Here is a 26742-nt window from a genome sequence, read left to right as displayed (position 1 = left end):
GGATATAGGTGCTGATGACCAAATTTAATGGAAATTATTTGTTCAAGGATTGGTGTTTGGTTGGGAATAATCCAATTGGATACTATGTATTATATTTATAGGATAAGTGATAATAATATTACCTAGTCAATTGTATAGTTGAGCTTTATGTGGACTTTTATGGTGATGACGTGACGTCGGATGTTCTACTTGTGCATTTCGGTCAAAAAAAAGCCCCTGATTGTTCACAATCAAGGGCATCTCGTTCTAAGTTCTGGCTTGTTTAGGCGCCAGAGATTTCTCTCTTAAGAGCATCTTTGTTGATTCTGTTTCTGTCACTTTGAAGCAGAGGCATTAGCTTCTTATAAACAATCTTGCTCGGAATCATGTATGAAGCCAGATGTTTGTTCAGCTCGAACAATATCTCTTCTTCAGGGATTTGACTTGGCGCTGAGTACACCATTACGATCTCTTCTTCTATCGCCTCGTTTTCCATGCCAAACACCGCACATCGCTCAATATCCGGGATGTTTTTCTTAACCACTGATTCCACTTCGTACGGAGATACGCGGAAACCACGAGTCTTGATCATGTTGTCCTGACGGGATACGAAATAGAAATAGCCTTCTTCGTCTTTATATACGTAATCACCGGTTGCTACTACGATTTCATCGACTAGCTGACCTTCCAGTTCAATGACATCTTTCAGGATAGATACGGATTTAAAGCGTTCAGCAGTCTCTTCAGGCGCGTTCCAGTAGCCTTTGTAGATGTAGCCCCCGCGATGTATAAGCTCTCCTACTTCACGTGGTGCACACTCTTTACCTTCTTTATTAATGACATACAGCTCTACATCTGGAATTGGCTTACCAATAGAGTTCGGGCGAATTTGTAATTGAGAAGGATCCAGATAAGTTGAACGGAAAGCCTCAGTCAGGCCGTGCATTGAGAAGAAGTCTGCATTGCGGAAAGTACGTTTACAGTCCTCAATCATCTTACCCGTAACGTTACCGCCAGAAGATGTAATGGTTTTGATTTTGTCGAATAGTTCTGCACTAGGGATGCGAGTGGTTTCGTCATCAAACATCTGTGAGATGTTCACGGGCATTACAGGAAGCACCGTTACTTCATCGTCTATCAGGTGGTTAAAGAAGTCTTCAGGCAAAATAAAGCGATGCAGGGCAAGGGTTGCCTTCTTATATAAGCTACAGAAAACCTGATTCAAACCATAATCCAGATTGAAGTAGAGCACACCGGATATGACGTCATCCTGTTCCAGTTTCAGATACTGAGAAACGACACGTGCTGAATCAATCAAGTTACGATGAGAGATCACAATACCTTTTGGTGTACCAGTCAGGCCAAAAGAGTAGGTGATCAGAGCAGAATCGTGCCCGTTGATATCGCAATCATAAGGCTTGTTGTAGTACTTATAGATCTCTTCAAAAGCTGCGATTTCTTTACTTACGGAGTCGTAAGAGATGACGTGGCCGTCGAACTCAAGCTCTTCAATACTTTCCAGCTTAAGTTTGTCTGTGATGATACATTTGATATCACAGTCTTTAATGATGTATTCCACTTGTTCCGGTTTTAACATTTTGGTCATCGGAACAAGGATGTAGTTGGTGGAAAGAATCGCTAACTGAGCAATGACCTGCTCAATACGCTTAAACGAATAGATACCAACTCGCGAGTTTTTTGGCAGATCAAGCTCGGTAAGATACAGAGCAACTTGATTTACCTTTTTTAGCAATTCTGCGTATGTAACGGATTCTTCGCCAAAGGTAACAGCGGTTTTGTCCGGGTGTGTTTTCGCAGCGTTTTCCAGCAGGATACGGATACAGTTTATAGACATTCTAATTTTCCTTTAGCCCCTAGAGTCCAGATATCATAGTTGCTGTCCATGATGGTGACAGGCTTATGATCTGAGGTCAGAATCTTTTTATAGAAAAAGGCGATGATATCTTCCACTTCTTCTATAGAAAGCACCTTGGTAATACCACCAGTGATAACGATAGAATTAAGTGTCAGTAACTTTAGATTAATGTACTCTTTCTTGTAGTGAGAGATCTTGCAAAGCACCAAAAAGATAGCCAGTTGCATCAGGATCTTCGTCGCTTTGTCACTGGTCTCTTCAAATATGTTTTCAGTTACCTTCAGGTGCATGAGTAGTTCGTAAACAAACTCGTTATTCTTTGCCGCGAAGATAAGAGATTGCTTAGACTTGTAGACGCCAAGCTTTTTAAACACCATACGATCATATTCGTTTTCGGTAACGATATTCTCATTCACCACCAGATCTTTTGAGTAGTGGATATCTGTCGTCGCGCCACCAATATCAAGTACGATAAATGGGTCAACAACAGAATAACTTGCATCTACATGAGGCAGCGCCTGATTAACGATATACGGTGTTGAGAAGATCTGATTTGAGGTGATCTGATACAGGCTCTTAATATCCTCTTTACCTTCAATATCTTGTTGGTAAAGGTTAGTCAGATACTGTTTCAGGTGCTCTTCAATGATATGTAGTCTGTCATCAATGATGTTCGGCAGCGTGACCAGATTCGGCACCTTTTCACCAACCGATTTTGCATCGATTTCGTTGCCTACGTAAACGATGTTGGAAAAGTTAAGCTGTTCCAGATAATTAAACAGTTTGTCATCAAAGATATTGCCATTGCTGTTAATGCCACCAACCACGATAACCACATCAATCAGATCGCTCGGGATAGAATACTCTTCTATGTTCTGGAACAGAATCGTGTCGATGATGTTGATACCAGAGTTAAAAGCAATGTTTGTTGCATACTTCAGAGAAAAAGAGTTGGTGACACCAATAATCAAAGTACTCAGGCCACCATTGGCAGAAGAACAGATATAAATATCTTCTTTTTCATACTGGCTAACGATAGCACCACACTTTTGTGTCAGGTCATCCAGGATATCTTTGTTGAAGTCACGAAAATGCTGTTCGATACGCTGTGAGTCACTGACTTTAAAGTAAGTACTGCCGATATCTATAAATAATTTGTCGTTGTTCTGGCTCATTGCATAATGCCTATATCGTGAATGATGTCGTTAACGATGCTGGTGGTGTCTTTGTTCAGATCGCACTGAGCGCGTTCGTATTCGTAGCAGCGATCAGGAATCGGCACGTTACCACGTTCGATGATACGGATGTTTTTGTTCGCGTCGCGAATCGTGATCATCTTATTGTGGTTGATGATGTGCGGTGAGAAAGGTACATCGATGATGCCACTCTTGATACAGTTAAAGACCTTGCGCCAAAGTGTATCGGCAGGGTCGTTAAATACCGCTTCCATAATTGCCATCACTTCCTGAGTCAGAATCTCTTCTTCCTCTTCATCTTTGATTGCAGGAAGACCATTCAGAATGCGTAGTGTGTACTGAGTATCTGCTACTGTTTTGGCGTTTGCTTCTTTAGTTGGAATACCAGAAGCTTCTTCACGTGTTTTGGTGATTATCTTGTCTGCACCAACCATAGACGCGATAACAGTAGACATATTGATAAGCTGTTCTGCAAAGCTCTTATCTGTCGGGAAAGCGCCCATCCACTGGTGATAAACAAGGTGGATAGCTGCATCACCACAGCCGATCTGCTCTGCGTAGTATCGAGCCAGTTTCTTAATTACAGCACCGGTTACGATATCCTGATTCATCGAACCTTGCTGAGAGAAAGATACTGAGAATGACTTCACACCTTCTTCCAGAGCCAGAAGCATTTCCAGAAGCTGAATTACGATAGTTATAGAAGGTGGAACAAGCGTTGCCGTTAATGGGCCAAAAGACTCTCGGTTAATAGGTTCATTAAGTTCTGAGTAGTTAGCACACACACGCTCAACATACTTCCAGTACATAAATGCTTTATCTAACGGGAAGTTCTTGGAGTAAGGCAGAAGATAAGTAATGGGACCGCCTTCAATCTCGAAGATACCTGACGCAATAGCAGTTTCAATTAACAAGCGCGCATCAGGGGTACCGTGACGTAAGCTTACTGGCTTGTTGAAATGGGTGACCATTTTACGTGTGGTACGGTAACCGTGGTTAACCAGTGGGTAGCCGTTAAGCATATCGACATCGTTTTCTTCACTCAGGCGCAGCATCTTCTTTGCTGTGCCATAGTCGTTAAGACGAGTGTTTGAGTCGATGGTCAGTGGCAAAACATCAACATTGGCATTAACGAAAAACTCATTTAGCGCAAACTGTTTTTTATAGGTTGGGAAGCCACCACGTGGCTGCACTAACATTTTGTCTTTGTTTTTAAAGTGGTGAGAGATAAACAGCTCTTTGCTCGCGCCAGCAACAAACTCTTTTACCTCATCAAAATCGAAGGCATCAACGTACTCGTTGCTTAAGATGATTTCTCTTTCTTCTTGTAACAGGCTCATTCTTGGTCTCTCTCCCTGATAAACTCTTCCAACTGGTCGAGGCCAACGTTTAGATCAACCTGATGACAAACCAGATCAAATCCGTACCTTTTGTACTTCTTGGCTATTTCATCTGGGTCGCCAGTACCTACGGTGAGGTTACCGCCTATCATCATGATCAGATCATCAAGACCTTTATACTGGGATTTGATGGCACGTACTTCACGGCTCCAGCCTTCTGCTTCACCGTTGAGTGAAGAGATGAGAAGCACTTCTGCACCTGTTTCAACGGCCGCATCGAAGAACTCTTCGAGATGTGTGTTTACGCCTAAATTAAAAACTTCATACCCTCTGGCGTCGAGGGAGAGCTCTATAAGCCGATTTGCAACCACGTGAATATCGTTGCCGACTACTCCTGTCACTACTTTCATATAATTATACTTACCTGAATTTTGGCGTCTGTCTGGTGGAGTATGGCCGTGTCCTGAACGGTTAGGTGAGGCGCATACTCAACATACTTAACTGCAAAAAGTGTCTTATTTATATATTTTAGGCTATTTAAGCTTTTACGGATGATATTTTATTTTGCAGTATTCTATTTCTGCTTATTTTTATCAGGCGCTTGAACATCTTTTTTATTAAGTAATAGTACTCAGATAACTTAAAATTATTTGAGTATTATGGAGCATACCACACTAAAAAAAGATGTAAAAAGATTGTTCTTGGGTTATTTTTAGTCTCAAGCAGGTTAAATATTGAAAGATAATCCCGTAAGGGATAATAAATAAAGAAGGATGAGGATTCTATATGGAATTTTTTACAGCGGATATTTGCGATGATCACCCGGAAAAAGCAGTAGTTTTGGGGCCAGGTTACCAGAATTATGGCGGCGCGATGAAATGTCAGGGTGAAGTGGTTACGGTTAAGCTGGATAAAAACAATTTGGAACTCATTAAGTTACTGCGCGACGAAGATGGTACAGGTAAAGTTGTTGTCGTCGATGTAGACCGTGAATACTATGCAGTCGTTGGTGAAAACCTGATGAAGTTTGCGAATAACAATAATTACTCAGGTATTATTGTAAATGGTTATATTAGAGATACGTTCCAGATTAAAGATATTCCAGTAGCACTTTATGCTATTGGAACATGTTCACGTAAATATGTTCCGGTAACTGAAGGCCAAAGAGACGTTCCTCTCTCATTTGCTGGTATCGAAGTGAAAACTGGTGATTATATTTATGCTGACACCGACGGTGTTATTATCACCCAGGAAAAAATAGTATAGAAGAATAAAACTTTACATATAAATAAGAGAGCCGAACAATATTGCGTTCGGCTTTTTTGTTTTATCTCATCTGCTAAGCCTTTAATCAATGCTATGAATATCAAAGCCCTCTAATTGAAAACATCGTGTTGATAGTCAATCAACAGTCTACACATTTACTCCTGTCTTATTTCTAACTACATTATTACAACCAAACGATAACAATTGTCATTTCTATCTTATTGTTAGAAAGAACAATCAAGTAAACGAGACTGAGTAAAATTGCCCATGAGTACAAATGTGAGTAACTACAATTTGATTGCCAGAACCATTCACTGGGTTACTGCCATCGTTGTTATAGGGATGTTTGCATTAGGGTTATGGATGATGGATCTCACCTATTACAGTCAGTGGTACAAGACGGCCCCATACTGGCATAAGTCGGTAGGTATCATTTTGGCAGGTTTAACGATTTTCAGAGTGATTTGGAAACTTACGACAAGTTCTCCTAAGACTGAAGGTAAACCTTATGAAGTGATGGCGGCAAAAGCAGCACACCTGCTTATGTATATGCTACTGTTTATCTTGTTCTTTTCTGGATATCTGATTTCAACATCAGATGGTCGGGGAATAGAAGTGTTTAACTGGTTTGTTGTTCCCGGCGCTGGGGAGTTATTTCCTAAACAGTCGGATATCGCTGGGGAAATACATTATTACGTTGCTATGGCTCTAATTGGTCTGGCTGCAATTCACGCTTTGGCTGCGCTGAAGCATCACGTTATCGATAAAGATGACACACTACGCAAAATGGTAGGAAAAGCAAAATGAAAAAAGTTTTATTGACGACAGGACTCGCATTCTCAATGGCAATGCCATTCGGTGTAGCAGCAGCGGATTATGCGATTGATACTTCAGGCGCTCACGCATCCATTAACTTCAAAATCAGTCACCTGGGTTACAGCTTTATTAAAGGCCGTTTTAACACCTTTAGCGGCGATTTCTCTTACGATGCGAACAATGTCGCAGCATCTAAAGTGAATGTAATGGTAGATACATCTAGCCTGGATACAAACCATGCTGAGCGTGATAAGCACATCCGCAGCGGTGATTTTATCTTTGCGAGCAAGTTCCCAGAGGCGAAGTTCACCAGTACTCAAGTGATGGACAAAGGTGATGGTAAGTTTGTGATAGAGGGCGATCTGACTCTACATGGTAAAACTCAGCCAATCAGTATTGATGCCGATTTCATTGGTGAAGGTCAGGACCCGTGGGGTGGATACCGTGCAGGCTTTGTAGGTACAACACGTCTGGAGCTAAAAGACTTTGATATCGCTGTGATGGGTGCTTCAAGTTACGTCGATATGGAACTTCATATTGAAGGTATCCGTAAGTAATACTTAGTTTAATCCAAACTGCTTTAAATCCTTCCTCGCGAAGGATTTTTTTTATGCGTTGTATCTGTTATATTAGCTTTTTCTAAATATAAAAATAATATCTTTGAATAAGAGGAATGTATGTCAACTTTTAACACACGTTGCCCGTCGTGCTCAGCAATGAATCGAGTCCCTTTAGAGAAAATCAATGAAAAGGGAAGTTGTGGTAAATGTAAATCTTCACTATTAGACGGAAGCCCGGTTGAAGCCACAACGAGTAACTATAATGCCATCATTAACAGCGATAAACCTGTTGTTGTCGACTTTTGGGCCCCTTGGTGTCAGCCATGCCTCTCTTTTGCTCCAGCGTTTACACAAGTCGCGCAGGAACGTAATGGTGACGTAAGGTTTGTAAAGGTAGATACGGAAGCTCAACAGATGCTGGCGGCTCAGTACCAGATCAGAAGTATTCCAACCATTATGGTTTTTAAGAATGGTCAAAAAGTAGATATGATCAACGGTGCACTGCCGAAAACCCAGTTTGATAGCTGGCTGGATGCAGCCTTGCTGAAATAGTATTAATAAAACAAAAACCCGCAATTAAGCGGGTTTTGTGTATCTGTGTTCGAGCTTAAGCTTTGCCCTGACTCTCTAGATAAAGTACCGTTGCTGCAACACGAGACTTAACGCGCAGTTTCTTCAGCAAGCTCTTGATATGTACTTTAACAGTCGATTCCGATATAAACAGTCGATCAGCGATCTGGCGGTTACTGTAACCTCTTGCCACTTCAACCAAAATCTCGTTCTCACGATCGGTAAGTGTCGAGAACATATCGTCCGTTTCAGCTTTCTCTTTCAGTACTTCTAACACTACGTCACTGAATGCGCTTCCGGTTGTCATCGCTTTCTTGATAAGCCCAATAAGCTCATCTGGTTCAGTATCTTTAAGTAGATAACCATCTGCACCGGCATCAATCAAAGCGCGGATATCCTGACTGTTATCCGATACCGTAAGAACGATAACAGTCGCTGTTATTCCTTCTTCGCGCATAACCTTAAGAGTATCCAGTCCAGACATTCCTTTCATATTGAGGTCGAGCAGAATCAGATCCGGTTCCTGACGTGTAGCGACGGCTACGGCATCAGCACCATTGCTTGCTTCGGCAATAACATTAAACTCTTCTTCAAAAGAGAGTAGCTGGATAATCCCTCTGCGCATCAGGGGGTGGTCATCGACAATTAGTACATTCCAGTTTGACATTTGTGTTTCCGGTTATTTATGAAGCGGGAATCGGAGTTGAACAGTACAACCCTCGCCCGGCTTGCTTTCAATATTAAGATCGCCTTCGAGTCGATCGGCACGTTCAGACATAATCGTCAGCCCATAATGGTTGAGCTTCTCTATGCTGGTACAAAATCCCGTTCCATCGTCAGTGATTGTTATGTTCACCAGGTCATTAATTTCCTGGCAGGTTATTTTTATTGTATTTGGTGATGCATGTTTGATTGAATTGAGAATGGCTTCTCGAATCAATTGAATAACATGGACCTGATGATTGGCTCGCAATGAAATCGAAGCAATCTCGTTATCCAGTATTATCTCCGCATCAGTTTGTTCTTCCAGTGGTTTAATTAATTCTTGTAACGCTTCGCCCAAATTAGCTTTGCCAATTGTGAGGCGGAATGTACTTAACAGTTCACGTAGCTGAGTATAGGTCGCGCTGAGCTGTTTATCTATTTCTTTCGCGGTTTCAGAAGCTTGCTCAACTTTTTCCGCTTTTATGCTTCGATTTAAGATCGTCGTTTGAATCTTAAGGTAAGAGAGCGATTGAGCAATGGAATCGTGCAGTTCACGTGCGATGGTTGCACGCTCCTCCATAAGAAGTAACTGCTGAGTTTGCTTTTGCGAGCGGTTATAGTAAATACCACGGGCAAGGATCTTAGCTACGTTGACGACCAATTCTTGATCCGGACAAGGTAACGTGTAGTGCCACTCCAGTCGGCCCAACTCTTCTTCATCTAATGTCAGGGGTTCACTGTGGATTATAGAGTTGTGACATGGCTCACCAACTTCGATACTCCACTGTGCACCGGATTCAACCACAACCATCTTTACTGATGTGATCCCTTCTGTTTCTAGAAGAGCTCCAAGAATACTCTTAAAGTTTTGCTCACTCAGGTGGCTCACTCCAAGTTGTTGCTGACAACTATACAAGGTTTCCAGTGAGTTCTTAGCGTGTTCCAGTCGGTGAGTTTTTTCTGTGACTTTCTGTTCCAGACCAACATAGAGCTTTTCAAGTTCTGTAGCCATGCCATTAAAGGCTGTCGCCATAATGCCGAGTTCATTTTGGCTGTGAAGCCTTAGCTTAAACCCAAAGTTACCGGACTGAACCTCTTTGCTTGCGACCATTAACTGTTTTAGTGGGCTTACAACTTTCTTCTGTGAAAAGTAAATCACATACATAGCAACGAGTAGTATCAGAGTAAAGCCAAGGCCGTATGAGAAAAACAATAGATACATTTTCTTCTGCGAATACTTCTGCAGTTCATATACGAATATATCAATCTGATTTACGTACTCGGCGACTTCTCTTATGTAATAAGCTTTGTTGTCTGAGCGCAGGGCCGGTTGTAAGTCTGACCACATTTGGATGAGTTGATAGTAACGTTTGACCAGAGCATTGGGCGTCGCCCAGTTATTTATCGACCTTAATGCGGGTGAGTGTAAAGAGCGTTCGTAAGCGACTAGGTGTTCAATAAACTCGTCAGAACGAGTCTCTATATCAAAAGCTAATCGGTAGCTTTGCATACGTAATGAGCCAGCGACGTTGATCGCTTCAGCATCATTCATGCTTGAAAACACGGCAGAAAGTGTTACTGCGGCAGTAGTAATAGAGAGCAATAAGATGCAGAGCATTGCCCATGCAATGGTCTTTGTTATTGATACCTGTGGTCTTCGCAATTGCAACTGTTGCTCCTGAGTGAATTATCAGTATGTACCATGAATACATCTATCTTATTGTGTGAAGTTAACCGTATGGATTAATTGATCTTGCGCAAGTCTTTTACCCATTTACCTATTAAGGGTTATTTATTCGAAAAGTGCAAATCCTAGACTACAGTTAAAACAGAATATTTAAATATATTAATGACGTATGAATGATTTTTAATAAGAAGCGTTCTCAATTATGTCGTTGAATATTACAGGAATCATAGAGGAAAACTTTGGTAGATATTGCAAGGCGCCGCCTTTTTACCCGCGTCCCGAAAGCAGACATTAATACCGAGGCTCCTCAAAGAATGCCATGGCTTGTTGAAGAACAAGCCTTTGTTGATGGATGTACCCGATGTGGGAAATGCGTTGAAGCGTGTGAAACATCTATCATCGTTAAAGGAGAAGCCGGGTTTCCGGAAGTGGACTTCAACATCGATGAGTGCACATTTTGCGGAAAATGTGCAGATGTGTGTCCCGAACCTCTTTTCCGATCGAAAGAACAAGACCCTTGGCAGCAGATAGCGGTAATCAAAGATAACTGCCTGTCTCTGAACGGAGTGGAATGCAGAAGTTGTGGTGATATGTGTGATTACGCTGCAATTAAGTTTCGATTGCAGGTAGGGGGCACGGCCAAACCTCTGCTGAATGAAAAAGACTGTACAGGGTGTGGTGCTTGTATCAAACCATGCCCGGCAAATGCCATACAGATTGAACGCGATACGAGTAGCCAAACAGGAAACGCAGATGAGTTATCACGTTAGCAGCTTAGCGGTGCATGCCGCTGCTGACCAACTAGAAGCAGTAAAAGCTGCGATAGAAGCAATGCCTGGTGCGGAAGTACCGGGAACCAGCGAAGCAGGAAAGCTGGTTGTGGTTATCGAAGGTGATAGCCGTGACAGCCTGGCTGACCAATTCGAAGAAATAAAGCAATTGCCAGGGGTGCTCGCTGCAACTCTGGTGTTCCACCAAATGGATGAGCAAGTTGAGCTTGATTGAGGAAGCAAACATGAGTGTCAGTAGACGATCTTTCTTGAAGGCAAACGCGGCGGTAGCGGCAGCATCGGTAACGGGAGTAGTACTTCCAACATCGATCGCTCAAGCTGCTGGTAAAGACAACGAAGTACATTGGGATAAGGCTCCGTGCCGATTCTGTGGTACAGGTTGTAGTGTTCTGGTTGGTACCCAGAACGGACGTGTTGTAGCCTCACAGGGTGACCCGGATGCACCAGTAAACCGTGGTCTTAACTGTATTAAGGGTTATTTCTTACCTAAGATTATGTACGGTAAGGACCGCCTAACCCAGCCTTTACTTCGTAAGACCGACGGTGTTTACGATAAAGAAGGTGAGTTCACTCCAGTTAGCTGGGATGAAGCCTTTGATGTAATGGCAGACAAATTTAAAACTGCACTGAAAGAGAAAGGACCGACTTCGGTTGGTATGTTCGGTTCAGGTCAGTGGACAGTTTGGGAAGGCTACGCGGCAGCGAAACTTTATAAAGCTGGTTTCCGTTCTAACAACATCGACCCTAACGCACGTCACTGTATGGCGTCTGCGGTAGTTGGTTTTGGCCGTACCTTCGGTATGGACGAACCAATGGGTTGTTACGATGACCTTGAGTACGCAGATGCGTTCGTACTTTGGGGCTCGAACATGGCGGAAATGCACCCAATTCTTTGGTCGCGTCTAACTGACCGTCGTCTATCTGAAAAACACGTAAAAGTTGCGGTACTTTCTACTTATGAGCACCGTTCTTACGAGCTTGCAGATAACCCAATTATCTTTACACCACAAACCGATTTGGCGATCCTGAACTTCATCGCTCACTACATTATTTCGAATAATAAAGTGAACCAGGACTTCATGGATAAGCACGTTAACATCCGTAAGGGTGAAACGGATATCGGTTACGGTCTGCGTCCTACGCACCCACTAGAAAAAGCAGCGAAGAACCCAGGTAGTAAGAAGTCGACTCCAATGAGCTTCGAAGACTACGCTAAGTTCGTTTCTAAGTACGATGTGAAGTACACATCTGAGCTTTCTGGTGTACCTGAAGATCAGCTAATTGAACTGGCTGAAATGTATGCAGATCCTAAAGTTAAAGTGGTTTCTTACTGGACAATGGGCTTCAACCAGCACACTCGTGGTGTTTGGGCGAACAACCTAATGTACAACGTGCACCTACTAACCGGTAAGATCTCTAAGCCGGGCTGTGGTCCATTCTCACTAACAGGTCAGCCATCTGCTTGTGGTACTGCTCGTGAAGTAGGTACATTCGCACACCGTCTGCCTGCAGATATGGTGGTAATGAATCCTAAGCACCGTGAGTTTGCCGAGAAGCACTGGAACATCCCAGAAGGTACTATCCCTGCTAAGCCAGGTTACCACGCAGTACTTCAGGACCGTATGCTTAAAGACCGTAAGCTGAATGCATACTGGGTTCAGTGTAACAACAACATGCAGGCTGGTCCGAACATCAACGAAGAGCGTTACCCTGGTTACCGCGATCCAGCTAACTTTATTGTTGTATCTGACCCATATCCAACAGTAACAGCTATGGCGGCCGACCTTATCCTTCCAACAGCAATGTGGGTAGAGAAAGAAGGTGCTTACGGTAACGCAGAGCGTCGTACACAGTTCTGGCGTCAGCAGATTCAGGCTCCAGGTGAAGCTAAGTCTGATATGTGGCAGGTGATGGAATTCTCCAAGCGCTTCAAAGTTGAAGAAGTGTGGCCGGCGGATCTGATTGCTAAGAAACCAGAACTAGCAGGTAAGACACTTTACGAAGTGCTATTTGCCAACGGTAAAGTAGACAAGTTTGGTCTTGATGAGCTAGCTGAAGGTCAGTTGAACGATGAATCACGTGACTTTGGCTATTACGTTCAGAAAGGTCTGTTCGAAGAGTACGCATACTTTGGCCGTGGTCACCACCATGACCTTGGTACATTTGAACAATACCATGCATCACGCGGTCTTCGCTGGCCTGTGGTTGATGGTAAAGAAACACTATGGCGTTATGCAGAAGGCTATGACCCATATGTAGAAAAAGGCGAAGAGTTCTCGTTCTACGGTAAGAAAGATAAGAAAGCGGTTATCTTTGCGCTTCCTTATGAACCAGCAGCAGAAGCACCAGATGATGATTACGATCTATGGTTCTGTACTGGCCGTGTTCTTGAACATTGGCACACAGGTTCTATGACTCGTCGTGTACCTGAGCTATATCGTTCGTTCCCGGATGCTGTAGTTTACATGCACCCACTGGATGCGAAGAAACGTGGCCTACGTCGTGGTGATGCGATTAAAGTTTCATCTCGTCGTGGTGAAGTATTGAGTCACGTTGAAACACGCGGACGTAACAAAGTGCCACAAGGGCTTATCTTCATGCCATTCTTTGATGCAGGACAGCTAACCAACAAGCTAACGCTTGATGCAACTGACCCGCTATCGAAAGAGACTGACTTTAAGAAATGTGCAGTTAAGGTAGAGAAGGCGTAAAGCCTCGTATGGAGAGTGAAGAATGAAAATTAACCATTCTTTACCATCTGCCAGTAGGCGGCGTTTTATGCGAGACGCCGCTCGTACAGCGGTTGGGGTTGGTGCCGCAGCGACGGTGCTTGGACTACAGACACAACAGAGCAAGGCGGATACGGGTAGCGTGCCTATTCGTCCACCGGGTGCTCTGGCGGAGCAAGAGTTTTTAAACGCTTGTCTGCGTTGTGGCCTGTGTGTTCAGGCATGCCCTTACGACACATTGAAACTAGCAACAATGCTTTCTCCGGTAGCAACGGGAACGCCATATTTCAGTGCAAGGGATATTCCTTGTGAAATGTGTGATGACATTCCTTGTGTGCCGGTTTGCCCAAGCGGTGCGCTTGATCATTCATTAACAGATATTGCAGAAGCAAGAATGGGAACGGCAGTTCTTATTGACCACGAAAACTGCCTGAACTGGCAAGGTCTGCGATGCGATGTTTGTTACCGGGTTTGCCCGTTGATTGATGAAGCGATCACTCTTGAGCCGATTCGAAACCAGCGTACCGGTGTGCACGCTATGTTTATCCCAACGGTCGTCACTGATAAGTGTACGGGTTGTGGTAAATGTGAAGAAGCGTGTGTACTTGAAACGACAGCGATTAAGGTTGTACCTACCGCACTAGCGAGAGGCGAACTTGGCCATCACTATCGTTTAGGTTGGGAAGAGAAAGAGAAGCATGGCGAAAGCCTGATTCCTAAGCAGCTGGATTTACCAAATCGAGCGCCTCTCGGTAACCCTGATGGTGTTAAGAACGGAGGCTTATGATGGCAATAAAACCAAAAGCGAAAAAGAATCTGGCAAAAGATGCCGGTAAAGAGTCAGCGAAGACGAACGGACTATGGTTCGCGAATCGCTTCCTGATCCTTCGCAGGCTGATGCAAGTTTCGGTGATAGTCGCATTTATGATGGGGCCTACATGGGGAATTTTGACAGGAAATCTTTCTTCCAGTGAGCTGTTAGGAACGATTCCGATGACAGATCCTCTGTTGCTGATGCAAACCCTAGCAACCGGCTTTTGGCCTGAAACCACAGCCATTATTGGTGGCTTAGTAGTAGCAGGTTTCTACGCAATCGCCGGACCAAGAATGTTCTGTGCCTGGATTTGTCCTGTAAACCTTGTGACAGATTTAGCGGCATGGATCAGACGAAAAACCGGACTAAAAGCAAGTTATCAGTGGTCTTCATCGATACGCTACTGGCTACTTGCGGCCATCCTGGTTGGTAGTGCTGCTTCAGGCACGCTGCTATGGACCTGGCTGGATCCGGTTGCTGCACTTCACCGTGGATTAGTCTTCGGGTTTGGTGCGGGTTGGGTGCTGATTTTGATGGTATTCCTCATCGACCTGCTTCTTGTTGAGCATGGCTGGTGCGGACACTTATGTCCATTAGGGGCCACCTATGGTGCTATCGGTCGTTACAGCTTTTTAAGAGTAACTGCGACTGACAGGGAAAAATGTAATAACTGTATGGACTGTTACAACGTCTGTCCTGAACCAAAAATCCTTAGACAACCACTGAAGGAAGGGGACAGAAAAGTTATGAGTCAGGATTGCATTAGTTGCGGTCGCTGTATCGATGTCTGTGCTGAGAAAGTATTCGAATTTAGAATAAGAACTGGAGCTAAATATGAAGATTAAGTTTGTCGTGTCTGCGCTGCTGGCAGCAATAGTAAGTACGGCAGCAATCGCTGAAGTGACATCACTTCGGGGCGCTCAGGGAATAGCGGATAATAATGAAGTACCGGTACTTAAGAAAGTGCCGAAGAGTCAGGATATGCTGGCACTGGATTATGTAAACCAACCGCCACTCATCCCACACGAAACGGGTCAGGTTCAACTTAACCCAAGTAATAATGGCTGTCTGGAATGTCACGATGTGAGCACATACCGTAAGGCAAATGCTCCTCGCGTAAGCCCAACACACTACATGGATCGCGATAATAAGATCCTTACAGATGTTGCGCCTCGTCGTTACTTCTGTCTACAGTGTCACGTTACTCAGGTTGATGCAGAGCCACTGGTTGTAAACGAGTTTACACCAGCTGGTAAGTTCGGCCAGTAAGGGGGACTTATGGGACTATTAAAGCGCTTTTGGGCGTGGTTTAGAAAGCCGAGTCATTTGGCGTTAGGTACCCTTCTTGTAGGCGGTTTCTTTGCGGGTATCATTTTCTGGGGTGGTTTTAACACCGGTATGGAAATGAGTAACCAGGAAGAGTTCTGTATTGGCTGTCACGAGATGGAAAATAACGTGTACGAAGAGTACATCACGACTATTCACTATGCTAACCGTTCTGGTGTGCGTGCAACCTGTCCGGATTGTCACGTACCTAAAGAGTGGGGACCTAAGATGGTGCGTAAGATCCAGGCAAGCCGAGAGCTTTGGGGTAAGATCACTGGTAAAGTGGACACTGCTAAGAAGTTTGAAGAGCACCGCTTTGAGATGGCGCAGCGTGAATGGAGCCGTATGAAAGCCAACGATTCACAGGAGTGTCGTAACTGTCACAACTTTGAATACATGGACTTCGTATCGCAGAAGCCAGTGGCTGCTGATATCCACAACCGTGCAGAAGATGCAGGCCAGACTTGTATCGATTGTCACAAAGGTATCGCACACAAGCTTCCTAAAGAGCACGTGATCAACAAAGAGCTATAATCGAAGCACTGATTATCTCTATTAGAAAACACCCTGTCTCGCGATGGGGTGTTTTTTTATACCTTATTGAAAACTAATCCAATATCCCGTAGTCAAACTGGAGTAGATGACGAGTGGTTCAGGTTAGGACTATAATTTATAGGAAGGGAGTGGAAGGGAGTGTATTAATGGCGCTACAGAGAAGGCACAGCGATCCGGGGAAACCATATAATCCTGATATTGAACTTACCAACAATCAGCGTAAGAAGTACTCTGATACGGCCAATAAAGCCGAGGCGAGAAGAAAGCAAAGAGAGCTCTACAAAGCGGTATTAAATCCCCAGAAAGCGCGTGCTGAAGCCATTGCGAAAGCAAGAGCGCAGTTGCAAGCTCAGTTAGAGCAGAATGCTGAGGCACAAGATCAGCCTGCCAAACGAAAACTGCCCGAGTTGACTTTTTTGCGAGTACTCATCTGGTCGATTGTTTTAGGTGCATTCTGGGTCTGGATACTTTTCATGTTCCCAAGCAATTAACTTTCAGCTATAAAAATAGTTAAACATTACTCCGAATCAATATACTCATCCTTAATTTTCAACACTTCAGGCAGGCATTCAATAAACAACGGGACCAGTTCCGGGTCAAAGTGTTCTCCAGCTTCATCTTTTAGCAACTGTACCGCTTTTTCGACAGGCCACCCTTTTTTATACGGGCGTTCACTGGTTAGTGCGTCAAACACATCGGCAATTGCTACGATGCGCGCGGATATAGGAATATCCAGACCTGAAATACCATTCGGATAGCCGGTGCCATTCCACTTCTCATGATGATATTGCGCGACTTCTTTAGCCAGATTAAGCAGTGGCGATGGGTGGTCACCGATGATTTCTGCGCCATACTCGCAATGGCGTCTCATTATCTCCCACTCCTCATCATCGAGCTTGCCCGGCTTCAGAAGTACTTTGTCGGGGACACCAATTTTCCCGATATCGTGCATTGGTGCCGCGTTGTACAAAAGATCTATCCAGGCTTTGTCATCGGACATCTTTTCAGCAAGCAACTTGGTGTATTTGCTCATTCGGATAACATGCATGCCTGTTTCATTGTCTTTGTATTCTGCTGCACGACCTAATCTACGGATAATCTCGATACGAGTTTCATTTAGCTCTGCTGTTCTGACTTGTACCAACTGTTCAAGGTGCCGGGACTGGTCATACAGACTGAGTTGTGATTTGACTCTGGCAAGTACCAGAGGGGGGCTGACAGGCTTGGTGATGTAGTCAGAAGCACCGAGAGCAAAGCCGCGCTCTTCATCGGAAATCTCGGATTTAGCGGTAACAAAAACAATGGGGATTTTACTGGTTTCAGGATCGCTTTTCAGACGCTCACACACTTCATAGCCATCCATCTCCGGCATCATGACATCAAGCAATATCAGGTCAGGCTTGGGGGTTGTTTTTGCTATTTTAAGCGCAATTTTGCCGTTTAATGCTGCTTTTACCCGGTACTGATCTTTAAGAATTCCGCTAAGAACATCAATGTTTTCAGGAGTGTCATCAACCACGAGTATAGTGGACTTTTTATCAGTCATTGCTAATCCCTTAAATGCCAGCAGAATTTGGTACCAGACAAAGCGATCAATAACGCCGCGCAGGAGCGTTAAGGTCTGATATTTCTAATTGCTTGAATCAATTAATAATAGCCAAATCGTTTGTTAAAGCTATCTTTAAGTTGAAAAACGCGACTGACTTTGGAGTGAGGCAGAGTCTCTTAACTGAGCTCAAGAGAGAGTGTTTTATCAGAATTGTTCAGAGCGGAGGTTTCGATACAAGGTTGGTAGAACCTATAGCTGTCCTTTCCAGTGTGTTTTGCCTGATACATTGCTTGATCTGCGTGACGAATAAGATCATCAAGGTTATCAGCATCTTCCCTGAATATGGAGATTCCGATACTAAATGTCAGGGCGCTAACCTGGTCTTCCTTTAGAGCGTCCTGAGAGAACAGCGTATTGATTCGATGGACGATATTCTGAAGATCTTTCTTGCTTGGAATATCGTGAAGGAGAATCATAAACTCATCTCCGGCGTATCTCGCAATGGAGTATTCATGTTCATTTGTGACTCTATCAACGCTACGAATACAGTTTGATAATCTCTGAGCAAAGTGTTTTAGCAGCTGATCACCGATATGATGGCCATGAGTATCATTGATGGTCTTGAAGTTATCTATATCTAAAAATATCAGCGCTGTTATGTCTCCACTGAACCTTTTTTGTTCTAGTGTTTTTTCAGCCCAGGTTTCAAATGTCCAACGGTTGGCAAGCCCGGTAAGTCTGTCCCTGTATGCCAGTTCTTGTATTCCAGAACGATAGAGCTCTTGCATATAGCTGAGAGATTTTGAGAAATAGTAGTTGGATATCAGTGCAATACTACAGGTGACAACCAGTGCGACCAGAAGGCGATTTTCAGAAAGGCTATGTAAGTTGAGTTCGGTACTAATATCTCCCATGGTGATGTAAACCGCAGTAAACCAACAATAGCCAATGCTGATAATCAGACTAGTCTTGAAAGTGTTCAGGTAGATAATGGCAACCAGTAAGGGAAAAACCCAAAAAATATGAGAAGCGTTCCCGTCAATGTAAGTCAGATTCAATACTGCATGTAAAAGCAGGGCAATGGTAAGCAGTGCAGAAGAGTTAGATGGATTCGCTTTTCGCTTTATTTGCCATAAATTAACCAGGCAGATAAAGCTACCAATAAGGTTTATAGACGCAGTAATATCATGCCCATTGGATAAATTAATGGTGCCGAAAAACGCGAGCAAAAGCATCGTTGTGAAAGTGAATAGTTTCACTATCTTGCCTTTTCTCTGACTATTGATATCAGCCATGTCGGCTAGTCGATTTCCGGAAAACTCGTGCATCTCTTTGTTTTATCGAATTGAATTTGCTACTGAATTAATAAACCTGTTGGATTGTATTGCAAGTGTGATATGCATTTTGTGATATGGGTTCTAAGTTTCATATTAATTGCTTCCCTAAAGTCAGGTTGTGAACTCGACAAACAGCCAGATGGATTCGATTTTGATTCAGCTTATTGGTTATCTTTCGAACAGTCAGACTCAATTACTGCATAAATCACTAAAATTTAAAGCAAATATAACTACACTGATGGTATGCGCTTCGAACATATGCAGAGGTAACAATGCCAATAACTCCTTTATCTTCTCAAGACCTCTATCATGTTGCAGAGCTTAAAAAGCTCGAATGCAAGTCGACTAAAGAGCTCTCGCCAATTGATGAAATAGTTGGGCAGGAACGTGCCCAGAAAGCCGTAGAGTTTGCGATGTCTATTCGTGAAAAAGGCTACAACATTTATGCGATTGGCCGTAATGGGCTGGGCAAACGAACAATGATTTTGCGATATCTGAGCAGGCACCAGTATGAGGCTGACTCGCTTTATGATTGGTGTTATGTCGCCAATTTTGAAGATATCCGAACGCCCAAGGTATTGAAGTTGCCTGCGGGGATGGGGGCGACCTTAAAACAAGATATCGAGAAGTTGATGGTGAAGCTGGTGAAAGCCATCCCGTTAGCTTTCGATAATGAAATGTACTATAGCCGGGCGGAAAAGCTTAAAGGACAATTGACGCAGAAGCAGCAAACTGAGCTGGAAGAGATCAGTAAAGAAGCGAAAGAAAAGGGAATAAGCCTGACTCTAACCACTCAGGGCGATTATCAGTTTATTGCCATGAATGGAGAAGAGCAGCATACAGAAGAGAGCTTCGAAGAGCTGCCTAAAAAAGAACAGGAGCGTTTTGGTAAGAATATCGACGCATTAGAAATCCAGTTAAGGACCATGGTGCGGCAGCTTACTGAATGGGAAGAAGCGTACAGTGAAAAGATCCAGCGGCTAAATGACGAGGTTACACTCGAAGTAATTACTCACTTCTTTAAAGAGTTGAAGAAGAGTTATATAGGGTATGGCGAGATTAAGAAATACCTGACAGAGCTGCAAAAAGACATCGTTGAAAATGTCGAAATATTTCTTGAGGAAGGCGGGGAGCAGGGAGAAATCGCAACAGCTTCTCTGGACAAGAAACTGCCGCGTCGTTACAAAGTTAATGTGCTGGTAAGCCAGAAGTCCGATAACTTTCCTATCGTGGTTGAAGAGAGTCCGAATTACCATACGTTGTTTGGCTATACGGAAACCGCGACTTACAAGGGAACGGTGTTTACCGACTTCTCGCTCATTCGTTCAGGTGCCCTGCACAAAGCCAATGGCGGTGTGTTACTGATCGATGCGATTAAGGTACTGGAACAGCCTTACGTCTGGGACGGCCTGAAACGAGCTCTTCGTTCACGACAATTGAGCCTGACTTCTCTGGAAAAAGAAGTAACCTTAACGGGGGCGGTATCTCTGGATCCGGAACCTATTCCACTCAATGTGAAAATCATTCTGTTTGGAGATTATCGAACTTATCAGCTGCTTCAGCATTATGATCCAGAGTTTGGTGAACTATTCAGAGTGACGGCTGATTTTGAAGATGAGATGAACCGCGATGACGACTCGGAGCTAAACTACGCGCGCTTTATTTCCAGCATCGTTCATGACAGCAAGATGCTGCATTGTGACAGAAAGGCAATCGCAAGAATCATCGAATATAGCTCCAGAATTGCCGGAGACCAGAAGAAGCTGTCTCTACACTCTGCTTACATCGCTAACCTGTTGCGTGAGTCTAACTATGTCGCTAAGAATGCGCGTTCTAATCTTATTCGAACCAGCCACGTTGATCAGGCGCTTAAGAATCAAGAGATGCGGGTAAATCGATTACAGGAAAACGTAATGGAGTCGTTTGTGAACGGAACGACGCTTATCCATACCTCTGGTTCTGCCATCGGCCAGGTAAATGCACTTTCGGTGCTGAGCACCAGTGATCATATGTTTGGCGCACCAAACCGAATTACTGCGACAACATCATACGGTGACGGTGAAATCATCGATATCGAAAGAAATGTTGATTTGGGAGGAAGCATTCACTCGAAAGGCGTGATGATTCTCTCTTCCTATATTGCTTCTGTGTTTGGCAAAACCGCCAAGATTCCATTAACGACGAACATTACTTTTGAGCAATCGTACGGTGGTGTTGATGGCGATAGTGCAAGCATGGCGGAGTTGTGTGCTGTGGTATCCGCTTTCTCTAAACAGCCAAACCGGCAGGATATTGCGATTACGGGGTCCATGAACCAGTTTGGTGAGGCTCAGCCTATAGGTGGCGTAAACGAGAAAATTGAAGGCTTCTTTGATGTTTGTGCCATTAAGGGTCGCCACTCTGAACAAGGTGTCATCATTCCTCGTTCGAATGCGCACAACCTGATGTTAAGGCAAGATATCGTAAAAGCGGTTGAAAAAGGTGAGTTCCATATCTGGGCGATTGATCATGTATCGGAAGCGATTGAGCTCTTTACTGGTAAACCGGCAGGAGAAGTCAGTGAGGAGGGGAGTTACCCGATTAATACCATCTTTGGTATCGCGCAAGCTAAGTTAAATGCACTAAGAAAGTAATGTTCCCTTATTAGGTTCAGGAAATGTAAAGATAAGAAAGGCCGCGAATATCGCGGCCTTCTGGTAATAGTTTTCTATTGCGAGATATTTAGATTTTTAGTGCCAGCTTGGTACCGTCAAATTTAAGGTGAGTAAGCAGCGCTTTTACATTGCCCATACCTTCTTCATCAAACTTAATACCGTATTTAGCGTAGTGTATTGAGCCCTGAAGGTTACAGATGTTCCCTGTCAGTGGCAGGAGCTTAACTCTGGCCTTACTGTGAGTCACAATCTCCAGTTGCACATCGTCACCAATGTTGAAGCTGTTTGCCAGAGAGCTTGTGATAAAGCGGCAACCACCTTTGGAAAGGTCACGAATCTCACATTCAATTTTACATTGCCCAACCTGAGCGCGAGCAGCCAGATTCACGTCGTACCTTGGCTCTTTACGAAGCTGGTTGATCTTCATCATGCCTGGGATGTTGATCATAACCATTCTAAGAGGGTCATGAGTGATATGTTCAATCTGGCTCTTAAAATGAATTATCGCACCTTCACCTTTATGGGAAATTGCGCGCACATTGATCCAGAAGCCTTCCTGAAAGAAGTATTCGAAGTCATCGTCCGAAATTTCTGGTGGCTCAATTAAGATGAGGTTGTCTGTGTGGGTACCGATTAGTTTCGCTTTACCCATGTACTTGATGCCAACAGGTGTCGTTATATTGATAGTGAGTTCACTTCCATGGCTCATCATATCAATTGCATCTGTACTATTTATCGTCGATTCTGTGGTTCTTTCCTGAACCATTGATTTCACCCTCTGCTTTGCCATTGAGGCCGACATAGCCATTGCACTCATACTGCCAACTCCTTGAGTGTTTATATCCTATTATTTTTTGTTTTTATTAGGCTATTTAGTATAGCTCTTATTTACTGAATTCTATTCCTTAAATCTAGTGAATGAAATAGTAATTGCCAAATTATGAGCGTTATCCATTAAATTAGTTGCATAACCCTTTGAATTGATGGGCTTAGCGAAGCTCTATCGTCACCGTAACTACCGCGTGATCACTGGACAAACGATCAAGTTCAAACTGAGGGTTAATGATGTGTTGGTCGATAACCGAGTAGTCCACAACATTGAAGCGAGCAAAGCTGTTGTTACTGTCGAACTCTTCGGACAAGAGTATGTAGTCCAATGTGTTTCCAATGGCACCATGATAGTGGGTTGGTTTACGAGACCACTGCAAGAAATCTTTTTCGTTTCCAAATTGGCCGCAATAAAGCTTCCAGGAATCAAATAGCAGGGGTGCTCGTGAGTCAGAATGATGTGAATCTGTAGCAAGTTCATCAAGCAACACACGGATTTCATCACTTTCTATCGATTTATTAAAATCACCCGCGACAATGAAAGGCTTGCCATCCTGTTGCTTGAGTTGCCAAATGTACTGGTTTAGAAAGTGGGATTCAAAACCTCTCTGGATCGTTGATAGCCAACGACCAAACTTCAATTCTGCCATATGTCCAGAAGCTTCAATCTCTTCACTTTCAACGGCTTGTGGCATTTTTGCTCGCTGAGATTTGAGGTGCACATTGATCAGCTCTATTTCTCCGGTTCCTTCAACATACAGGGTGGCATGGATGGGCTTTCTGCTAAATGCGAAGGGTTCTGAGAAGGGAACACTAGCAGCCAGTTTTTCATTGGGCTTTACTTCCACTGTCCGACGAATAGGAAACCGGGATGCGATAGCGAGTACAGGATCAGAATAGAGGTAACTCTCTTCGTTGGTAGGAGCATCAATGACACTAAAATAATCATAGCCGCTTTTTAACATCAGCTGCTTTAGAGAGTCGGGTGAAAAAACTTCCTGAAAACAGACAACATCAGAGTCTGCTTCTTTCAGCATATCCGTTATCCACTTTTGCTTTTTCTGCCACTGCTCGTTGGTATAGATGTTTTCTAACTCATAATAGGCATTAGGCGGTTCTAGGTAATTGAGCAGATTAAATGTTGTGATTTTCAGGTCTGTTCGCATGCTTTTCGCGGTTGTCTTTTTTATTAAGAATAAATCAATCCGCCAAAAAGTAAAAAGGGGAGCAGTCGCTCCCCAGTTCTACTCAAAAGAGACGACTGACTACTCTATCTCAAAAATACATGCCTGATAAGGCTTAAGAGTTAGTTCACGAACATCGGAGATCTCGTCAGAATAGTTGTTCAAAACGACTTTCTTCAACTGGTGATCATAGGTTCTACTTTGATCCTGACCGCTGAAGTTAGCGGCGATCAATAGGGTCTTACCATCATAGAAACGCAGATACGCGTATACGTCTGCATCCTGTGGATCGAGCAACTGATGCTTACCGTATACAACAACATCCCCATACTCATCACCCTGACGCAACTCAATAAGCTTTTTGTAGTGGTGATAAATTGAATCCTTATCTGCTACTGCCTGTTCAGCATTGATAGAGGTGTAGTTTGGATTCACTGGCAACCAAGGAGTACCAGTCGTAAAACCGGCATTGTCTGAATCGTCCCAATGAACCGGTACACGGGCATGGTCACGAGAGAAGTAGTTCAGGAAATCGATCGCTTCTGCTGGTTCGATACCCCTGTCCATCATTTTCTGATAATGGAACTTCGCCATCAGGTCATTGAACTCCTCAATCTTGTTGAAGTGCTTATTGGTCATACCCAGCTCTTCACCCTGATAGATGTATGGTGTACCACTCATCATATGCAGAACGGTCCCCAACATTTTTGCACTGATAACGCGGTATTGCTCGCTATCGTTACCGTAGCGGGAAACAGTACGTGGTTGATCGTGGTTGCTCCAGTAAACGCTGTTCCAGCCTTTTTGGTACAAGTCATTCTGCCATTTTGCCATGATGGATTTGTATTGAACCAAATCAAATGGCTTACGCACCGCATTGTGCTCTTCACGGTCGATGCTGACATGCTCAAACTGGAAGATCATGCTGATCTCTTTACGGCCAGGATCTGAGTAGAAGCGCCCATCCATAGTATTGGTAAATGGCGTTTCACCTACCGTAAGCACATCGTAGTGTGAGAGTACCTTCTCATTCATCTCGCGCAGGTATTGGTGACAAAGCATGTTGTTAGCCCAATGCTCCCAACCTGCAACACCTTCATCAAAAATAGAAGCGTCAGGGTAATCCGATGGTTTACCAATCATATTGATTACATCCATACGGAACCCGCCCAGACCTTTCTTCAGCCAGAAATGCATCATTTCGTAAACGGCTTCACGAACTTCCGGGTTTGCCCAGTTCAAATCGGGTTGTTTATTGCTAAACAGGTGCAGGTAGTACTGCCCTGATTCCTCATCCAGGGTCCAGGCCTTAGGTTTAAAGAATGACTCCCAGTTATTGGGTTCGCCGCCATCTTCTTTCGGATCTTTCCAGATGTACCAGTCGCGTTTAGGATTGTCTTTACCCTTCTTGGACTCTTTAAACCATGGGTGCTCATCAGAGGTATGGTTGACTACCAGGTCCATCACAATCTTTATACCACGCGCGTTTGCCTGCTTAATCAGTTCGTCCATGTCATCCATGGTGCCGAATTCAGGAGCAATTTCGTAGTAATCGGAGATGTCGTAACCGTTATCATCCATAGGTGACTGATATACCGGACTTAACCAGATAACGTTAGCTCCCAAGCCTTTGATATGATCAAGCTTCTCAATAATACCGGGAATATCACCGATACCATCACCGTTTGAGTCATTAAAGCTGCGAGGATAAATTTGATATACAACAGCGTTGTGCCACCAACGTCGTTCCAGTTGTTCGTTACTCATTTGAGTGCTCCTGTTGGCAAAAGCGGTCTATAAAGTTTAGTAAAACTGCGTGTAGTTAAGTTGTTTTTCTGATTATTAGTTCAGAGCTTAATTCAATCGATTCGTAAGGAACTAACCCCAAAGCCATTTGCGCGGCAATCCGGCCTTTTTCAGTGAGCGGCTGATTTACCGTCGTTAGCTCATGAGTCGCGGCATCCGGAATATTATCGAAACCAACAACTCGCAGCTCTTCTGGTACTTTGATTCCAAGCTCGCGAGTTACTTCCAGTGCGGCTAAAGCAATTTTGTCGCTCATGCAGAGCATAGCTCCCACTTTGTCAGGTGCTGTTAGCGCGCCTCTTAATACGGTTTTTAATGCTTCGGGCTCTAGTTGGTGGATCTGCCAGACATCCTGAGACGAAATCTCAATTCCTGCTTCTTCCATCGCATCTTTATAGCCTTCGAAGCGACAGCGGGAAATCGACTCTTCGCTGCTATACAGTCGATCATGGTGGAGTAAGGTGATCGCTGTAGACGGTTCTAGCTTGAGGCCAAGTATGAGTACTTTTCCTTCAATATCCTGAAGTGCATGCTTTGCGATTTCGTATGAAGCTTCTCGGTTGTTCACATTAATTGATGGTGCACCGTCGAGCTTAAAGTCGACAGCGATTAAGGGTTTACCTTGTCTTTGAATTCTTTCAACAACGGATGCATCGACGGGTTTGCCGTAGACAATAAAGCTGTCTGGTATGGTTTCAACCTGAGTGTTCTGGTAGTTCTCTGCGCTTGAAGGAAGCAGCAACATATTGACGTGTTGAGCATCGAGGGTTGAGGAAATTCCTGCGAGAAAGCGGGTGGCAACCGGATCTGAAAAGTTATAAGAAAGATTGTCTGCCAGTAACACACCGATCACTCCGGTTTTTCCTGTTCTCAGGCTTCTTGCCGTCAGGCTAGGTCCGGTATACCCCAGCTCATGACACTGTTTCAGTATCTTGTCCCGAAGCGCTACAGAGAGTTGATCGGGTCTGTTAAAGGCGTTCGAAACCGTAGCGGTTGATACCCCCAGTTTGGCTGCGACATCTTTTAATGTTGGCTTTTTGTTTTCATTGATCATTGCTGGAATTCTTCTCGTCTCTTAAGCCATTTAGGAATTCTAGAACGATTAAGAAGATAAGAGAAACAGGTTAAGAGTAAAAAAAAACGAGAGTTTGAAGTGACTCACTTATTTAAGTCT

General features: G+C 43.9%; 25 protein-coding genes. 13 read left to right on the top strand and 12 right to left on the bottom strand.

From position 1 onward, the window contains the following. Nucleotides 1-262 precede the first annotated feature (262 nt). From SNR28_RS07895 to glmS, 4 genes are read right to left on the bottom strand one after another with little or no spacing between them, the layout of a single operon-like run. Nucleotides 263-1834 (bottom strand): AMP-binding protein, encoded by a 1572-nt coding sequence (locus SNR28_RS07895; RefSeq protein WP_375748663.1) that lies wholly within the window; start codon nucleotides 1832-1834, stop codon nucleotides 263-265. Further along, the gene (locus SNR28_RS07890; protein ID WP_375748662.1) at nucleotides 1825-3030 is read right to left on the bottom strand and encodes a glutamate mutase L; all 1206 of its coding nucleotides are present in this window, start codon (nucleotides 3028-3030) and stop codon (nucleotides 1825-1827) included. Before SNR28_RS07890 ends, SNR28_RS07895 begins: the two co-directional genes overlap by 10 nt. Continuing rightward, the gene (locus tag SNR28_RS07885; protein WP_375748661.1) at nucleotides 3027-4391 is read right to left on the bottom strand and encodes a hypothetical protein; all 1365 of its coding nucleotides are present in this window, start codon (nucleotides 4389-4391) and stop codon (nucleotides 3027-3029) included. Before SNR28_RS07885 ends, SNR28_RS07890 begins: the two co-directional genes overlap by 4 nt. Then, nucleotides 4388-4801: a methylaspartate mutase subunit S gene (gene glmS, locus SNR28_RS07880; RefSeq protein ID WP_375748660.1), complete on the bottom strand. Its 414-nt coding sequence runs from the start codon at nucleotides 4799-4801 to the stop codon at nucleotides 4388-4390. Before glmS ends, SNR28_RS07885 begins: the two co-directional genes overlap by 4 nt. Before the next feature lie 376 nt (nucleotides 4802-5177). Here glmS and rraA point away from each other — a divergent pair, with 376 nt between their 5' ends. The 4 genes from rraA (at nucleotide 5178) to trxC (ending at nucleotide 7585) form a co-directional block, all read left to right on the top strand. Then, complete coding sequence (rraA, locus tag SNR28_RS07875) at nucleotides 5178-5657, top strand: ribonuclease E activity regulator RraA (RefSeq protein ID WP_375748659.1); 480 nt, start codon at nucleotides 5178-5180, stop codon at nucleotides 5655-5657. 267 nt (nucleotides 5658-5924) lie between these two features. After that, nucleotides 5925-6464, top strand: a complete 540-nt coding sequence (locus tag SNR28_RS07870; protein WP_375748658.1) for a cytochrome b — start codon at nucleotides 5925-5927, stop codon at nucleotides 6462-6464. Continuing rightward, nucleotides 6461-7030 carry a YceI family protein gene (locus SNR28_RS07865; protein ID WP_375748657.1) on the top strand — a complete coding sequence of 190 codons (570 nt, stop codon included), beginning with the start codon at nucleotides 6461-6463 and terminating at the stop codon, nucleotides 7028-7030. The genes SNR28_RS07870 and SNR28_RS07865 overlap by 4 nt, the downstream gene beginning before the upstream one ends. Before the next feature lie 120 nt (nucleotides 7031-7150). After that, a complete protein-coding gene (trxC, locus tag SNR28_RS07860) occupies nucleotides 7151-7585 on the top strand; it encodes a thioredoxin TrxC (RefSeq protein WP_375748656.1) in 435 nt (144 codons plus the stop codon). 55 nt (nucleotides 7586-7640) lie between these two features. Here trxC and SNR28_RS07855 read toward each other — a convergent pair whose 3' ends face one another. After that, nucleotides 7641-8270, bottom strand: a complete 630-nt coding sequence (locus tag SNR28_RS07855; protein WP_375748655.1) for a response regulator — start codon at nucleotides 8268-8270, stop codon at nucleotides 7641-7643. A 12-nt stretch (nucleotides 8271-8282) separates the two neighbouring features. Further along, nucleotides 8283-9977, bottom strand: coding sequence for a nitrate/nitrite two-component system sensor histidine kinase NarQ (narQ, locus tag SNR28_RS07850; protein ID WP_375748654.1), 1695 nt, complete (start codon nucleotides 9975-9977; stop codon nucleotides 8283-8285). Between the two features lie 257 nt (nucleotides 9978-10234). Between narQ and napF the strand changes: the two genes are divergently transcribed. The 8 genes from napF to SNR28_RS07810 all read left to right on the top strand — a co-directional run bounded on the left by napF (nucleotide 10235) and on the right by SNR28_RS07810 (nucleotide 16701). Then, a complete protein-coding gene (napF, locus tag SNR28_RS07845) occupies nucleotides 10235-10765 on the top strand; it encodes a ferredoxin-type protein NapF (protein WP_375748653.1) in 531 nt (176 codons plus the stop codon). Beyond that, on the top strand, nucleotides 10749-11000 hold the full coding sequence (locus tag SNR28_RS07840) for a chaperone NapD (protein WP_277823460.1): 252 nt from the start codon (nucleotides 10749-10751) through the stop codon (nucleotides 10998-11000). The genes napF and SNR28_RS07840 overlap by 17 nt, the downstream gene beginning before the upstream one ends. A gap of 10 nt (nucleotides 11001-11010) precedes the next feature. Continuing rightward, complete coding sequence (gene napA, locus SNR28_RS07835; protein WP_375748652.1) at nucleotides 11011-13497, top strand: nitrate reductase catalytic subunit NapA; 2487 nt, start codon at nucleotides 11011-11013, stop codon at nucleotides 13495-13497. A 22-nt stretch (nucleotides 13498-13519) separates the two neighbouring features. After that, entirely contained in the window at nucleotides 13520-14302 is a 783-nt protein-coding gene (napG, locus tag SNR28_RS07830) for a ferredoxin-type protein NapG (protein ID WP_375748651.1), read from the top strand. After that, the gene (gene napH, locus SNR28_RS07825; protein WP_375748650.1) at nucleotides 14299-15174 is read left to right on the top strand and encodes a quinol dehydrogenase ferredoxin subunit NapH; all 876 of its coding nucleotides are present in this window, start codon (nucleotides 14299-14301) and stop codon (nucleotides 15172-15174) included. The genes napG and napH overlap by 4 nt, the downstream gene beginning before the upstream one ends. Continuing rightward, entirely contained in the window at nucleotides 15164-15598 is a 435-nt protein-coding gene (locus SNR28_RS07820) for a nitrate reductase cytochrome c-type subunit (RefSeq protein ID WP_375748649.1), read from the top strand. The genes napH and SNR28_RS07820 overlap by 11 nt, the downstream gene beginning before the upstream one ends. Before the next feature lie 9 nt (nucleotides 15599-15607). After that, the gene (gene napC / locus SNR28_RS07815) at nucleotides 15608-16189 is read left to right on the top strand and encodes a cytochrome c-type protein NapC (RefSeq protein ID WP_375748648.1); all 582 of its coding nucleotides are present in this window, start codon (nucleotides 15608-15610) and stop codon (nucleotides 16187-16189) included. Between the two features lie 167 nt (nucleotides 16190-16356). After that, nucleotides 16357-16701, top strand: a complete 345-nt coding sequence (locus SNR28_RS07810; RefSeq protein ID WP_375748647.1) for a hypothetical protein — start codon at nucleotides 16357-16359, stop codon at nucleotides 16699-16701. 26 nt (nucleotides 16702-16727) lie between these two features. Here the strand turns inward: SNR28_RS07810 and SNR28_RS07805 are convergent, their stop codons facing one another. Together SNR28_RS07805 and SNR28_RS07800 are read right to left on the bottom strand one after the other, a co-directional pair. Continuing rightward, on the bottom strand, nucleotides 16728-17756 hold the full coding sequence (locus tag SNR28_RS07805; protein ID WP_375748646.1) for an HD-GYP domain-containing protein: 1029 nt from the start codon (nucleotides 17754-17756) through the stop codon (nucleotides 16728-16730). Nucleotides 17757-17935: 179 nt separating this feature from the next. Then, nucleotides 17936-19087, bottom strand: coding sequence for a diguanylate cyclase domain-containing protein (locus SNR28_RS07800; protein ID WP_375748645.1), 1152 nt, complete (start codon nucleotides 19085-19087; stop codon nucleotides 17936-17938). A 281-nt stretch (nucleotides 19088-19368) separates the two neighbouring features. Between SNR28_RS07800 and SNR28_RS07795 the strand changes: the two genes are divergently transcribed. Continuing rightward, nucleotides 19369-21729, top strand: a complete 2361-nt coding sequence (locus SNR28_RS07795) for a Lon protease family protein (RefSeq protein ID WP_375748644.1) — start codon at nucleotides 19369-19371, stop codon at nucleotides 21727-21729. An 88-nt stretch (nucleotides 21730-21817) separates the two neighbouring features. On the opposite strand, the gene SNR28_RS07790 is transcribed toward SNR28_RS07795, so the two are convergent. The 4 genes from SNR28_RS07790 to SNR28_RS07775 all read right to left on the bottom strand — a co-directional run bounded on the left by SNR28_RS07790 (nucleotide 21818) and on the right by SNR28_RS07775 (nucleotide 26622). Beyond that, nucleotides 21818-22558: a PilZ domain-containing protein gene (locus tag SNR28_RS07790; RefSeq protein WP_375749917.1), complete on the bottom strand. Its 741-nt coding sequence runs from the start codon at nucleotides 22556-22558 to the stop codon at nucleotides 21818-21820. Between the two features lie 181 nt (nucleotides 22559-22739). After that, nucleotides 22740-23744, bottom strand: a complete 1005-nt coding sequence (locus SNR28_RS07785) for an endonuclease/exonuclease/phosphatase family protein (protein ID WP_375748643.1) — start codon at nucleotides 23742-23744, stop codon at nucleotides 22740-22742. A gap of 99 nt (nucleotides 23745-23843) precedes the next feature. Further along, nucleotides 23844-25529, bottom strand: coding sequence for an alpha-glucosidase (locus tag SNR28_RS07780; RefSeq protein WP_375748642.1), 1686 nt, complete (start codon nucleotides 25527-25529; stop codon nucleotides 23844-23846). A gap of 55 nt (nucleotides 25530-25584) precedes the next feature. Then, nucleotides 25585-26622 (bottom strand): LacI family DNA-binding transcriptional regulator, encoded by a 1038-nt coding sequence (locus tag SNR28_RS07775; RefSeq protein ID WP_375748641.1) that lies wholly within the window; start codon nucleotides 26620-26622, stop codon nucleotides 25585-25587. Between the last annotated feature and the right edge of the window lie 120 nt (nucleotides 26623-26742).

The organism is Vibrio iocasae (assembly GCF_042245395.1).
In the GTDB taxonomy this organism is placed as follows: Bacteria; Pseudomonadota; Gammaproteobacteria; order Enterobacterales; family Vibrionaceae; genus Vibrio; species Vibrio iocasae.
Note: the sequence above shows the minus strand (reverse complement) of the source record. Positions and strands in the feature narration are given on the sequence as shown.

Coding starts and splice junctions, on each gene's coding strand:
- SNR28_RS07895 (WP_375748663.1), bottom strand. CDS start 1,834: ATGTCTATAAACTGTATCCGTATCCTGCTGGAAAACGCTGCGAAAACA.
- SNR28_RS07890 (WP_375748662.1), bottom strand. CDS start 3,030: ATGAGCCAGAACAACGACAAATTATTTATAGATATCGGCAGTACTTAC.
- SNR28_RS07885 (WP_375748661.1), bottom strand. CDS start 4,391: ATGAGCCTGTTACAAGAAGAAAGAGAAATCATCTTAAGCAACGAGTAC.
- glmS (WP_375748660.1), bottom strand. CDS start 4,801: ATGAAAGTAGTGACAGGAGTAGTCGGCAACGATATTCACGTGGTTGCA.
- rraA (WP_375748659.1), top strand. CDS start 5,178: ATGGAATTTTTTACAGCGGATATTTGCGATGATCACCCGGAAAAAGCA.
- SNR28_RS07870 (WP_375748658.1), top strand. CDS start 5,925: ATGAGTACAAATGTGAGTAACTACAATTTGATTGCCAGAACCATTCAC.
- SNR28_RS07865 (WP_375748657.1), top strand. CDS start 6,461: ATGAAAAAAGTTTTATTGACGACAGGACTCGCATTCTCAATGGCAATG.
- trxC (WP_375748656.1), top strand. CDS start 7,151: ATGTCAACTTTTAACACACGTTGCCCGTCGTGCTCAGCAATGAATCGA.
- SNR28_RS07855 (WP_375748655.1), bottom strand. CDS start 8,270: ATGTCAAACTGGAATGTACTAATTGTCGATGACCACCCCCTGATGCGC.
- SNR28_RS07840 (WP_277823460.1), top strand. CDS start 10,749: ATGAGTTATCACGTTAGCAGCTTAGCGGTGCATGCCGCTGCTGACCAA.
- napA (WP_375748652.1), top strand. CDS start 11,011: ATGAGTGTCAGTAGACGATCTTTCTTGAAGGCAAACGCGGCGGTAGCG.
- napG (WP_375748651.1), top strand. CDS start 13,520: ATGAAAATTAACCATTCTTTACCATCTGCCAGTAGGCGGCGTTTTATG.
- napH (WP_375748650.1), top strand. CDS start 14,299: ATGATGGCAATAAAACCAAAAGCGAAAAAGAATCTGGCAAAAGATGCC.
- SNR28_RS07820 (WP_375748649.1), top strand. CDS start 15,164: ATGAAGATTAAGTTTGTCGTGTCTGCGCTGCTGGCAGCAATAGTAAGT.
- napC (WP_375748648.1), top strand. CDS start 15,608: ATGGGACTATTAAAGCGCTTTTGGGCGTGGTTTAGAAAGCCGAGTCAT.
- SNR28_RS07810 (WP_375748647.1), top strand. CDS start 16,357: ATGGCGCTACAGAGAAGGCACAGCGATCCGGGGAAACCATATAATCCT.
- SNR28_RS07805 (WP_375748646.1), bottom strand. CDS start 17,756: ATGACTGATAAAAAGTCCACTATACTCGTGGTTGATGACACTCCTGAA.
- SNR28_RS07800 (WP_375748645.1), bottom strand. CDS start 19,087: ATGCACGAGTTTTCCGGAAATCGACTAGCCGACATGGCTGATATCAAT.
- SNR28_RS07795 (WP_375748644.1), top strand. CDS start 19,369: ATGCCAATAACTCCTTTATCTTCTCAAGACCTCTATCATGTTGCAGAG.
- SNR28_RS07790 (WP_375749917.1), bottom strand. CDS start 22,558: ATGGCTATGTCGGCCTCAATGGCAAAGCAGAGGGTGAAATCAATGGTT.
- SNR28_RS07785 (WP_375748643.1), bottom strand. CDS start 23,744: ATGCGAACAGACCTGAAAATCACAACATTTAATCTGCTCAATTACCTA.
- SNR28_RS07780 (WP_375748642.1), bottom strand. CDS start 25,529: ATGAGTAACGAACAACTGGAACGACGTTGGTGGCACAACGCTGTTGTA.
- SNR28_RS07775 (WP_375748641.1), bottom strand. CDS start 26,622: ATGATCAATGAAAACAAAAAGCCAACATTAAAAGATGTCGCAGCCAAA.